General features: G+C 69.0%; 8 protein-coding genes. 7 read left to right on the top strand and 1 reads right to left on the bottom strand.

What is annotated here, in order from left to right; genetic code table 11:
• The first annotated feature begins 2 nt into the window (after positions 1-2).
• From KDD17_RS09330 to KDD17_RS09305, 7 genes are read left to right on the top strand one after another with little or no spacing between them, the layout of a single operon-like run.
• Entirely contained in the window at positions 3-977 is a 975-nt protein-coding gene (locus tag KDD17_RS09330) for a glycosyltransferase family 2 protein (RefSeq protein ID WP_212703426.1), read from the top strand.
• Positions 974-2,542, top strand: a complete 1,569-nt coding sequence (locus KDD17_RS19250) for a formyltransferase family protein (protein WP_431358117.1) — start codon at positions 974-976, stop codon at positions 2,540-2,542. The genes KDD17_RS09330 and KDD17_RS19250 overlap by 4 nt, the downstream gene beginning before the upstream one ends.
• Positions 2,491-5,424 (top strand): MupA/Atu3671 family FMN-dependent luciferase-like monooxygenase, encoded by a 2,934-nt coding sequence (locus KDD17_RS09325; RefSeq protein ID WP_431358152.1) that lies wholly within the window; start codon positions 2,491-2,493, stop codon positions 5,422-5,424. Before KDD17_RS19250 ends, KDD17_RS09325 begins: the two co-directional genes overlap by 52 nt.
• Positions 5,425-5,426: 2 nt before the next feature.
• Positions 5,427-6,128, top strand: a complete 702-nt coding sequence (locus KDD17_RS09320) for a 4'-phosphopantetheinyl transferase family protein (protein ID WP_212703425.1) — start codon at positions 5,427-5,429, stop codon at positions 6,126-6,128.
• Between the two features lie 5 nt (positions 6,129-6,133).
• The gene (locus KDD17_RS09315) at positions 6,134-7,069 is read left to right on the top strand and encodes a hypothetical protein (protein ID WP_254796760.1); all 936 of its coding nucleotides are present in this window, start codon (positions 6,134-6,136) and stop codon (positions 7,067-7,069) included.
• Positions 7,066-9,582: a hypothetical protein gene (locus KDD17_RS09310; RefSeq protein WP_212703424.1), complete on the top strand. Its 2,517-nt coding sequence runs from the start codon at positions 7,066-7,068 to the stop codon at positions 9,580-9,582. Before KDD17_RS09315 ends, KDD17_RS09310 begins: the two co-directional genes overlap by 4 nt.
• Positions 9,579-10,415, top strand: a complete 837-nt coding sequence (locus KDD17_RS09305) for a glycosyltransferase family 2 protein (RefSeq protein ID WP_212703423.1) — start codon at positions 9,579-9,581, stop codon at positions 10,413-10,415. The genes KDD17_RS09310 and KDD17_RS09305 overlap by 4 nt, the downstream gene beginning before the upstream one ends.
• Here KDD17_RS09305 and KDD17_RS09300 read toward each other — a convergent pair.
• Complete coding sequence (locus KDD17_RS09300; protein WP_212703422.1) at positions 10,412-11,608, bottom strand: glycosyltransferase family 4 protein; 1,197 nt, start codon at positions 11,606-11,608, stop codon at positions 10,412-10,414. The two genes, KDD17_RS09305 and KDD17_RS09300, sit on opposite strands and share 4 nt — an antisense overlap.
• Positions 11,609-11,630 lie beyond the last annotated feature (22 nt).

The raw sequence follows: 11,630 nt of genomic DNA, 5'->3' as shown, positions 1-11,630 counted from the left end.
CCATGGCATCCGCAAAAGTCCTGTGCGTGCTGTTGAACTACCGCACGCCCCACATGACGCTGCGCGCGGCGGAGGCAGCGTTGGCCGATCTTGCCTCCATCGGGGGGGAGCTGGTGATCGTCGACAATGCCTCGGGGGACGGCTCGCCCGAAATCTTCCGTGAGGCGGTGAGCGCGCGCGGCTGGGACGCGGGTGGCCGCGTGCGGGTGATCGCCTCGCCGGTGAACGGGGGCTTTGGCGCGGGCAACAACATCGGGATGCGGGCGGGGATGAGCGATGGCAGCGCGCCGGACTATCTCTATTTGCTCAATTCCGACGCGTTTCCCGATCCCGGCAGCATCGCGGCGCTGCGCGACCATCTTGAGGCGCACCCGGACGCCGGATTTGCCTGCTCGCACATCCGGGGGGAGGACGACGCCCCGCACACCACCGCGTTCCGTTTCCCCTCGATCGCCGGTGAATTCGAGGGCGCCGCGCGGCTTGGCGTGATCTCGCGCGCGCTGGCACACGCGCGGGTGCCGCTGCTGGATCTCGACACCACCCGTGCGGTCGATTGGAGTGCCGGCGCCAGCATGATGATCCGCCGCGCGATGATCGACGCCATCGGCGGGTTTGACGAGCGCTTTTTCCTCTATTTCGAGGAAACCGATCTGTGCCTGCGCGCGGCGCGCGCAGGGTGGAGCTGCTGGTACGTGGTGCAAAGCCGCGTGGTGCACATCGGATCCGGCTCGACCGGCATGAAAACCGCGGCCCGCATGCCGCGCTACTGGTACGATTCGCGCCGCCACTATTTCATCAAGAACCACGGGCGCGCCTATGCGGCCTGTGCCCTGTTGGCCCATCTGGCGGGCGGGGTGATCCACCGCGCGCGCTGTGCGCTGCCCGGCGCGCGCCCGCAGGATCCCGCGCATTTCCTGCGCGATCTGATTGCCCACGCCGCGACCGCCTACCGCCCCAAGTCGGAGACCCGCCCATGACCGCCACTTTCAATCCCAACGCCTTTTCCTGCATCATCGCGGGCGACGAAAGCCTGACCATCGCCTGTGGCGACCGTGTCCTGTCGGGGGGCCACCGGGTCGCTGCCGTGGTCACGCGCGACGCGGATGTGCGGGCCTGGGCGCAGGCGCAGGATCTGGCCGTGCACGGGGATTTTGCCGCTCTGGTCGCGGCCGCCCCCGCCTGCGACTGGCTGCTGAGCATCGCCAATCTGCGCATCATTCCCGACGCCGCTTTGGCGTTGCCCGGCAAGGGTGCGATCAATTTCCACGATGGCCCGCTGCCGCGCTACGCGGGGCTGAACACGCCTGCCTGGGCGATCATCAACGGCGAGGCGGAGCACGGCGTCAGCTGGCACATGATCGAGGGCGGCGTGGACGAGGGCGATCTGCTGGCGCAGGAAGGCGTCGAGATAGCCGAGGGGGAGACGGCGTTCACGCTGAATTCCAAATGCTATGCGGCAGGCATGGAGAGCTTTGGCCGGGTGCTGACGCAGCTGGAAAGCGGCGCGCCGGAGCGCACAGCGCAGGATCTGAGCCAGCGCAGCTATTTCGCGCGCGATGATCGCCCCGTGGCGCTGGGGCTGATCGATTTCACCCGGACGGCGGCGCAGATCGACGCGCTGCTGCGGGGGCTGGATTTTGGCGACTACTGGAACCCGCTGGGGCTGGCCAAGATTGCCGCGGGCGATGCGGTGTTTGCCGTGGGCGCCGCCGAAGTGGCCGAGGGGCAGGGCGCTCCCGGCACGGTTCTGGCGGTCGGAGATGACACGCTGACCGTGGCCTGCGCGGGCGGCGCGGTGCGGCTGACGGGCCTGCGGGCGCTGGCCGTGGGGCCGCTGCCCGGCGCGGGGAGCGTTCTGGATACGGCGGCGGGGCTGGACGATGCGGCAACCGCGCTGCTGCGCGATGAGGCCTATTGGCGCGCGCGGCTCACGCGCATGGCGCCGCTGGCGCTGCCGCTGGTGCAGGGCGCGCCGGTGGGACGCTATGAGAAACGCCGCGTGCCGCTGGCGGGTGGTGACGCCACGGTCGCGCTGTGCGCGCTGGCGCAGCTGAGCGCGGGGGACAGGTCGGTGGATATCGCGCAGGCGATTGCGCCGGCTGAGCCGCGCTTTGCCGCCGCTTGGGTGCCGCTGCGCTGTGACGGCGATCTGGCGGCGCAGGCCGCGCGGATTGCGGCGACGGGGGGCTTTGCCCGCGACCTGCCGCTGCGCGATCCGGCGATTACACAGGCGCGTCCCGATCTGATTTTGGCCGACGGTCCGGTGGAGGGCTTTGCCCTGACCGCAAGTTTTGGGGCGGAGTCGATCACCCTGCACGGCGACACCGGCGCGCTGTCGGCGCAGGCGATGGACCTCCTCGCCGCGCGTCTGGCGCATCTGCTGGGGGCGGTGCTGGCCTGCCAGCGGCAGAGACCGCGCGCGTGGCCGAGTGGAACGCGACCGAGACCGCCTATGACCCCACGCCGATCCATATTGCCTTTGAAGCGCAGGTGGCGCGCACGCCCGACGCGACGGCGTTGGTGTTCGAGGATCAGACCCTGACCTACGCCGCGCTGAACGCCGCCGCGAACCGGGTGGCGCATAGGCTGATTGCGCAGGGTGTCGAGGTGGGCGCGCCGGTGGGGCTGGCCGTGGCGCGGGGGCCGGATCTGCTGATCGGCGCGCTGGGCATCCTCAAGGCGGGTGGCGCGTATGTGCCGCTTGATCCCGCATACCCGGCGGAGCGCATTGCGCATTACATCGCCGACAGCGGCGCGCGTCTGATCGTGACGCAAAGCGCGCTGGCGCAAGCGCTGCCCAAGGGCGAGGCGGCGATGCTGCGCCTCGACAGCGATGCGCTGAGCGACGATGACACGAACCCGCAGGCGGGGGCCACGGGCGACACGCTGGCCTATCTGATTTATACCTCCGGCTCTACCGGCACGCCCAAAGGGGTGATGGTGGGCCACGGGAATGTGGCGAATTTCTTTGCCGGGATGGACCAGCGGATTGAATATGCCGAGGGCGATGCCTGGCTGGCCGTGACCTCGCTCAGCTTTGACATCTCGGTGTTGGAGCTGTTCTGGACACTGGCGCGCGGGTTCAAACTGGTGCTGGCGGGCGACGACAGCCGCACGGAGCTGAGCCGCGGCCCCATCGCCGTCAGCGACCGGAAAATCGATTTCAACCTGTTCTACTGGGGCAATGACGACGGCGTCGGCCCCGCGAAATACGAGCTGCTGCTGGAAGGCGCGAAATTCGCCGATGCCCACGGGTTCAACGCCGTGTGGACGCCGGAGCGTCATTTTCATGCCTTTGGCGGTCCTTATCCCAACCCGTCCGTCACGGGCGCTGCCGTGGCGGCGGTGACGAAAAACCTTAGCGTGCGGGCAGGCAGTTGCGTCGCACCGCTTCACCACCCTGCGCGCATCGCCGAGGAATGGGCGGTGATCGACAATCTCACGAACGGGCGCGCGGGGCTTGCCATCGCCTCTGGCTGGCAGCCGGATGACTTTGTGCTGCGCCCCGAAAACACGCCCCCCGACAACAAGCCCGCGATGTTCGCCGCCATCGAGCAGCTGCGCAAGCTCTGGCGCGGCGAGGCGGTGGAATTCCCCACCAAGGACGGCACCCCCTTTGCCGTGGTCACGCAGCCGCGCCCGGTGTCGAAAGAACTGCCCGTCTGGGTGACGACGGCGGGCAACCCGGCCACGTGGAAAGAGGCGGGCAGCATCGGCGCCAATGTGCTGACCCACCTGCTGGGCCAATCGATTGACGAGGTGGGCGAGAAGATCAAACTCTATCACGCGGCGCTGCGCGAGGCGGGGCATGACCCGGCAGATTTCACCGTCACGGTCATGCTGCACACCTATCTGGATGAGAGCCGCGCGCGCGCCGAAGAGATCGCGCGCGAACCGATGAAGGACTATCTGCGCTCCGCCGCCGGGCTGATCAAGCAATACGCCTGGGCGTTTCCTGCGTTCAAGAAACCCGAAGGGGCGACCAACCCGTTCGACGTCGATCTGGGTGGTCTGGGCGAGGAGGAGATGGAAGCGATCCTGGAGTTTGCCTTCCAGCGCTATTTCAACGACAGCGGCATGTTCGGCACGGTCGAGGATGGGCTGGCGCGCGCCGAGGATCTCAAGCGCATCGGCGTGGATGAAATCGCCTGCCTCATCGACTACGGTATCGCGGTGCCTCAGGTGCTGGCGGGGCTGAAGCCGCTGGCCGAGGTGCTGGAGCGCTCGAACGCGGGCAGCACGCTGGAGGCAGATGATTATTCGCTGGCGGCACAGCTGATGCGCCACCGGGTGAGCCACCTGCAATGCACGCCCTCGATGGCGCAGATGCTGGTGACCAACGACGAGACGCGCGCGGCGCTGGGCGGCCTGCGCGCGCTGATGGTGGGCGGCGAGGCGCTGCCCGGTGCGCTGGCCGATCAGCTGATGCGCGCCTGTGGCGGCACGGTGCAAAACATGTACGGGCCGACCGAGACGACGATCTGGTCGAGCACGCAGATGGTCACGCAGGCGGAGCCGGTGGCCGCCGTGGGCACCCCCATCGCCAACACGCAGCTGCACGTGCTGGATGAGGCGGGCCGGCCCCAGCCCATCGGCGTCGCCGGTGAGCTGTTCATCGCGGGCGATGGCGTCACCCATGGCTATTGGAACCGCGAGGCGTTGACGGCGGAGCGGTTTGTCGCCAATCCGTTCGGGGCGGGGAAGATGTACCGCACCGGCGATCTGGCGGCGTGGCGCGCCGATGGCACGCTCAGTTTCATGGGGCGTGCCGACGATCAGGTAAAGATCCGCGGTCACCGGATCGAACTGGGCGAGATCGAGGCGGCGCTGAGCGCGCAGCCCGGTGTCAGTGCCAGCGTCGTGGTCGCCCGCGAAGGCGCCGGGGGCGCGCAGCTGGTAGGCTATGTCACCGGAACGCCCGGCGATGAGGCAAGCCTGCGCGCGGCGCTTTCCGCGCGGCTGCCCGATATCATGGTGCCCACGCGCATCGTGGCGATTGAGCGTATGCCACTGACGCCGAACAAGAAAATCGACCGCAAGGCCTTGCCCGCGCCCGCGGCTCCCACGGTCGAGGCGGTGACCGCTGCCGCCCCCGTCAGCGATACGCAGGCGGCGATTGCGGCGGTCTGGCAGGGGCTTTTGGGCGTGGCGCAGGTGCGCCCGTCGGACAACTTCTTTGCGCTGGGCGGCCATTCATTGCTGGCGGTGCAGGCGCATCGCGACATCAAGGCGGCGCTGGGCGCGGCCCGGCTGTCGATCACGGACATCTTCCGCTTTCCCACGCTCGAAGGTCTTGCCGCGCATCTGGACGGCGGGCAGCAGACGGCGGCGGTCGAGGCACCTGCAGCGGCTGAAAACGCTCCCGCGCGGGCGGAAACCATGTCAAAGCGGCGCGCGATGCGGGCCGGGCGTACCAAGGCGTAACCGTGATCACGGACAGCGATCTGGTGGCAGCCCTCACAGCGTCGCTTTTGCCGCAGGGGGTTGCGGTGGCCGCACAGATCGTTGCGCCCCCCAAGGGGGATCCGCCCGAAGTGGAGGCGTCGGCGGTGCAACGCGCAATCCCGCAGCGGCGCGCGGAGTTTCACAGTGGTCGCGACGCCGCGCGCCGGGCGATGGTGCATCTGGGGGTGACACCGCAGCCTGTGCCGATGGCGAACGATCGGGCGCCGGTCTGGCCGGAGGGCCTTGTCGGCTCGATCACCCATGCGGACGGCATGTGCATTGCCGCTGTGGCGCTGTCGACAACGCTTGCGGGGATCGGCATCGATCTTGAACCCGCCGCGCCCTTGCCGCGCGAACTTATTGCCGAGGTCACGACGCCGCCGGAACGCACGTGGCTGCAAGACCAGCCCGAAGCCGAGCGGGGCCTGATGGCGCGGCTGATCTTTTCCGCCAAGGAAGCGGCCTATAAGGCGCAATACCCCCTCAGCCAATCGCTGTTCGGGTTCGACGGGATGACGCTGCACATCGACCGTGACACCGCGCGTTTCACGGCGCGATTTACCGCGCCGCAGGGGCCGTTCGCGCGCGGTCAGACCCTTGCCGGCCGCTACGTCCACGCCGCCGGTGTGCTTGTGACTGCGGTGACGATCGGGCACGATGCGGCCCGTGGCAATCGGGAGTGACGCGCGTGGCACAGCGGACAATCGGCAGACGGCAGCTTTTGCGGATTGGCGCGGGGGCGGCGGTGGCCCTTGGCGCGGCGCTGGCCGCTGGGGGTGGCTGGCGCGCGTGGCAGCTGCGCCGCGCGGCGGATCTGGTGGCGGCACCCGTACGCCCACCGACGGGCGCGCTGTCGGTCTACCATCTGGGGCATTCGCTGGTCGGGCGCGACATGCCCGCGATGCTGGCGCAGCTGGCCCCGGCGGGCCACAGCTATGCCAGTCAGCTGGGCTGGGGGGCGAGCCTGCGCGACCATTACGACCCCGATATCCCCGTCAACGGCTTTGCCGAGGAAAACGATCACGACCGATTTGCCCCCGCGCGGGAGACGCTTGCGGACGGCGCGTTCGAGGCGGTCGTGTTTACCGAGATGGTCGAGCTGCGCGATGCCATCCGCTATCACGACAGCGCCGCGACGCTCGCGCGCTGGGCGCAGCTGGCGCGCGCGGCGCGCGGCGATGTGCGGCTGTACCTTTACGAGACGTGGCACCATACGGACGACCCCCAGGGGTGGGCGGCGCGGATCGCGGCGGATTATCAGACACTTTGGCTGGACCGCGTGCTGTTGCCCGCCGTGGCGCGCAGCGGGGAGGCGATGCACGTGATCCCCGGTGGCCAATGCCTGGCCAGCGTGGCCGCGCGCATGGAGGATCCCGCGCCCCTGTTTGCGCGCACGCCCGAAGGGACGGTGGATACGATCCACCTCGGCGATCTGGGAAACTATCTGATCGCGCTGGTGCATTTTGCGGTGCTTTATCAGCGCAGCCCGGTGGGTCTGCCCCCCGCGCTCAATCGCGCTGACGGCACGGCGGCGGACCCGCCCGACGCGGAACTGGCGCTGATGATGCAGCAAACCGTTTGGGACACCGTACGTGCCCTGCCACAGACCGGGATTGCAGCATGAGCGATCTGGCCTCGACCGTCTTTTCCGTGATCATGGTGGGCCACAGCCTGTTCGGCACCACGGGGCCGGATATGCTGGACGCGGCGCTGTCAGCGCGCGCGGGTGAGGCGCGCGTACAGGCGCAGATCATCAATGGCGCGCCGCTCAAGTACAATTGGGACCAGTCGCAGACCGCGCAGGGCATCGACGCGCGGCGGGTGTTGCCGCAGGCGGGTGCGACCGATCTGATCCTGACCGAGGCCATTCCGCTCGCCAATCACCTGCGCTGGAGCGAGACGGGCGTTTACGCGCAGGCCTTTGCGGGGCTGGCGTGGGGGAGCAACCCTGACGCGTGGGTCTGGGTGCAGGAGGGCTGGCACAGCCTCAACAGCGGCACGGGCGTCGAGGTGCCCTACGACGAGGGCGCCGCAACCCCGTGGCGCGTGCGGTTGCAGGAGGATCTGGCCGATTGGGAGGGCATCGTTGACGCCCTGCGGGCCGGGCGCGATGCCACGCAGGTGCAGCTGATCCCAGCGGGGCAGGCGCTGGGCGCTTTGAGTGATGCGATCGCGGCGGGCGACGTGCCGGGGCTGGACGATATATCGCAGGTGTTCGACGACGACATCCACCTTGCGACGGTCGGGCATTACTTTGTCTCGATGGTGCAATTCGCAGCGCTGACGGGCAGCGACCCGCAGGGGTTGCCGCATGTGGTCAAGGACCGCTTTGGCAGCACGGTCGAGGCCGCCGATGCGGCGCAGGCGGCAGCGTTGCAGCGCATCGCGGCCCGTGCTGTAGCGGACTATCGGGGGCAGGCGGTCTCCCCCGCGCCCGCGCCTGCGGCGGCGGAGGCCGCGCCACGCGCGCCGCCCGTTGCGCAAAGCACGCTGGCGCCGCCGGAGCCTGCCGCGCTCGACACGCCCGCGCCCGCGCCGGGGCGCATGGGGCTGGGCCTCGCCCCGGTCACGGATTGGAGCACGCAGCAGCCGTTCCTCGACGTCATGAAAACCGCGCGCCCCTGGATCGGGCATCTCGCGGGGCAGTTCGGCGGGATCGAATACGACGAACTGGTGGCGCAGGGCCATATCGATGCCGAGGGCTGGGTCACGTCGCTGCCGCGCAACGCGGGCTCTGTCGGGACGCTGATCCTCACCGATCTGCCGGAGGCCGCGCAATCGCTCGCCGGGCGCTACGTGCTGCGCTACAAGGGGCGCGGCGTGGTGGAGCCGAAGGGCCGCGTGGCCAACGTGCGCTACGCCCCCGGCGAGGTCCGGTTTGACTTCACACCCGGTCCCGGCACGGTGGAGATCCGCATTCAGCGCACGTCGGCCAGCGATCCGGTGCGGCGCATCACTGTCGTGCGCGAGGAACATCTGGACCTCTGGGCGCGCGGCGCCGTGTTCAACCCGGCTTTCCTGCGCAGGCTGGAAGGATTTGACAACCTGCGGTTCATGGATTGGATGGAGACGAACAACTCCCAACAGTCGGCCTGGGCGGATCGGCCCAAGCTGAGTGACGCCAGCTGGGCGCATCACGGCGTGCCGCTGGAGGTGATGCTGGCGCTGGCGGGCACGGTGGGGGCGGACGCGTGGTTCAACATGCCGCATCTTGCCGATGACGGCTACGTGCGTGCCTTTGCGCAGGCCGTGCGCGATACGCTGCCCGAGGGGCGGCGCGCCTATGTGGAGTATTCCAACGAGGTGTGGAATTTCCAGTTCGAGCAGACCAAATGGGCCGACGCGCAGGCGCGCGCGCTGTGGGGGCAGAACGACGTCGGCACGCAGTTCTACGCCCGCCGCGCGGCCGAAGTGGCGCGCATCTGGACGCAGGTCTTCGCGGATGCGCCGCAGCGCTTGGTCAATGTGATCTCGACCCAGACGGGCTGGCTGGGTCTGGAGGAGAACATCCTGAACGCGCCCCTGGTCGTGGCCGACGGCACGCCCGCGCCGAAAGAGGCGTTCGATGCCTACGCCATCACCGGCTATTTCGGCGGCGTGCTGGGCTTGCAGGAGCGCCGCGATGAGGTGCACGGCTGGCTTGGCGAAAGCCTTGCCCAAGCGGCGGAAGTGGCGGCGGCGCAGGGGCTGACCGGGCAGGCGCGGCAGGAGGCGATGGACGCCGCGCGGCACGTCTATGCCAACGCCGTCGCGGGGCAGGAGCTGGCCGATGGGTCGGTCAGCGGCAACGCGCAGGACACCGTGGCCGATCTGGCGCAGCGGGTGTTCCCCTACCACGCCCGCGTGGCGCGGGACGCAGGCCTTGATCTGATCATGTACGAGGGCGGCAGCCATGTGGTCGGCATCGGGCCGCAAGTGAATGACGAGCGGCTGACGGCGTTTTTCCAAGATTTCAACTATAGCGCCGAGATGGGCGCGCTTTATGCGCAGCTGATCGCGGGCTGGCGCGCGGCGGGGGGCGGGTTGTTCACCGCCTATGCCGACATCTACGCGCCGACAAAATGGGGCAGCTGGGGCGCGCTGCGCCACCTTGACGATGCAAACCCCCGCTGGAACGCGCTGGTGGCCGCACGGTGAGCGTCGATCTGAGCATCCTGATCCCGGCCCATAACGAGGTCGGCTATATCGAGCCGTGCCTTGAGGCGCTGCTGGGCAGCGATGCCACGGGCGGCGCGGTCGAGGTGATCGTGATGGCCAACGGCTGCACCGACGCGACGGTGGCGGTGGCGGAAGGGTTTGCCGCGCGCTTTGACGCGAAGGGCTGGCCGCTGAGGGTGCTGGATCTGGCGGAGGGTAGCAAGCTGGGCGCGCTCAACGCGGGCGACGCGGCGGCGACGCACGGCGCGCGCGCCTATGTGGACGCGGATGTGGTCGTCTCGCCCCCATTGATGGCGCAGATCGCAGGGGCGCTTGATGGGGCAGAGCCGCGCTACGCCAGCGGCGCGCCGCGCGTGACCGCGCAGACCAGCGCGTTCAGCCGCGCCTACGCGCGGTTCTGGTCGACACTACCGTTTTGCACCCATGGCGTGCCGGGGTTCGGCGTCTTTGCGGTGAATACGGCGGGACGGGCGCGGTGGGGAGACTTCCCCGACATCATCTCTGACGATACCTTTGTCCGGCTGAGTTTCGCGCCTGAGGAGCGCGTGCGCGTGCCTGCCACCTACGATTGGCCGATGATCGAAGGGTTTGGCCCGTTGATCCGGGTGCGCAGGCGGCAGAACATCGGGGTGGATGAGGTCCGCGCGCTTTATCCGCAGCTGTGGGACAATCACGACCCCGCGCCCGAGGGCGCGCCGCCGATGTGGCGCCGGGCGCTGCGGGATCCTTTGGGTTTTGCCGCCGTGGCGGCTGTGGTGGTTGGTACGAAACTCCCCCGCCGGGGCGAGGAACGCTGGGCCCGGGGCCGCTAGCGCGCGATGAGATCGGCCAATTTCGCCGCCTCTGTCGCGGCGTCGTGACGGGCGAGCACGCGGGTGCGGGCCTTGGCCGCCATCCGCGCGCTTGTGTCTGCGGGAAGATCGGCGAGCCGCTGCATCGCGTGTGTGAGCGCGGCGGCGTCGCCTGCGGGCACCAGCAGGCCGGTCTCGCCCTCCTGCACCAGTTCGGGGATGCCCGCGATATAGGTCGCGATGACAAGGCGGCCGGCGGCCATCGCCTCCATGATCACCATGGGCAGCCCTTCGGCAAAGCTGGGCATCAGCAGGGCGTGGGCGGATTGCAATTCTTGCAGGATGCGCGCCTCGTCGACCCAGCCGGTGAGGGTGACGTTTGTGTGCAGTTCAAGATCGGCGATGCGCGCCTCGATCTCGCCGCGCATCTCGCCGTCCCCGATCAGCGTCAGATGCGCCTGCGGATGGGTTTTGACCAGACCCGCCAGCGCGTCGAGCGCCATGAGCTGGCCCTTCTGCTCCACAAACCGTCCGATGGCGACAAAGCGCGGCGGGCCGTCCGGCAGCGGCAGCGGGTCGGGAAAACGGGCGCGGTCGACGCCGCAATGCACGACCTTGATCCGGTGCCAATGATCGGGGCCGGCCCAGCGGGCCAGCTGGCTGCGCCCGTAGCTGGTGATCGCCACGGTGAATTTCGACCGCGCGACCTTGGTGCCCAGCGACAGGGCGCGCGGGGCGTCGTATTCCTCTGGCCCGTGCACGGTAAAGCTATAGGCCGGACCGCTGAGTGCCTCGCAGAGCATCGCGACGGCAGCGGCGTTGGTGCCGAAATGCGCGTGGGCATGGGTGGCGCCCGCTGCCCGGCAAAGCTTGGCCACATGGACCGCCTCGACCAGATAGATCAGGTGTTTGAGCGTGCCCACCTCTGAGCGCCGCCCGCAGGTGATCGCGAGCCTGAGCGCCGCGAGAAAGCGCCCCGGCCCGGCGGCCACGACCTGCACCAGGGAGATCAGCAAAGCCCACGCCCCCGCGCGCAGTACGTAGGATGTGGCGGCGGCTTCCTCGACATCCTGCGTGTCGACCAGCGGGGTATCGCCGGGGCGCATGGCGATGCGGGTGACACCGTGGCCTGCGGCCTCTAGCGCGCGGATTTCACGGCGGATGAAACTATGCGAGGGCTGGGGATAGCTGTTGAGGATATAGGCGATCTGCATGGGCCGTGTCCTTGTTGTCACG

This window comes from Sulfitobacter albidus (assembly GCF_018200035.1).
Classification (GTDB): Bacteria; Pseudomonadota; Alphaproteobacteria; order Rhodobacterales; family Rhodobacteraceae; genus Sulfitobacter; species Sulfitobacter albidus.
Note: the sequence above shows the minus strand (reverse complement) of the source record. Positions and strands in the feature narration are given on the sequence as shown.

Excerpts from the sequence above, each read along its gene's own strand:
- KDD17_RS09330 (WP_212703426.1), top strand. The coding sequence starts at position 3 with ATGGCATCCGCAAAAGTCCTGTGCGTGCTGTTGAACTACCGCACGCCC.
- KDD17_RS19250 (WP_431358117.1), top strand. The coding sequence starts at position 974 with ATGACCGCCACTTTCAATCCCAACGCCTTTTCCTGCATCATCGCGGGC.
- KDD17_RS09310 (WP_212703424.1), top strand. The coding sequence starts at position 7,066 with ATGAGCGATCTGGCCTCGACCGTCTTTTCCGTGATCATGGTGGGCCAC.
- KDD17_RS09300 (WP_212703422.1), bottom strand. The coding sequence starts at position 11,608 with ATGCAGATCGCCTATATCCTCAACAGCTATCCCCAGCCCTCGCATAGT.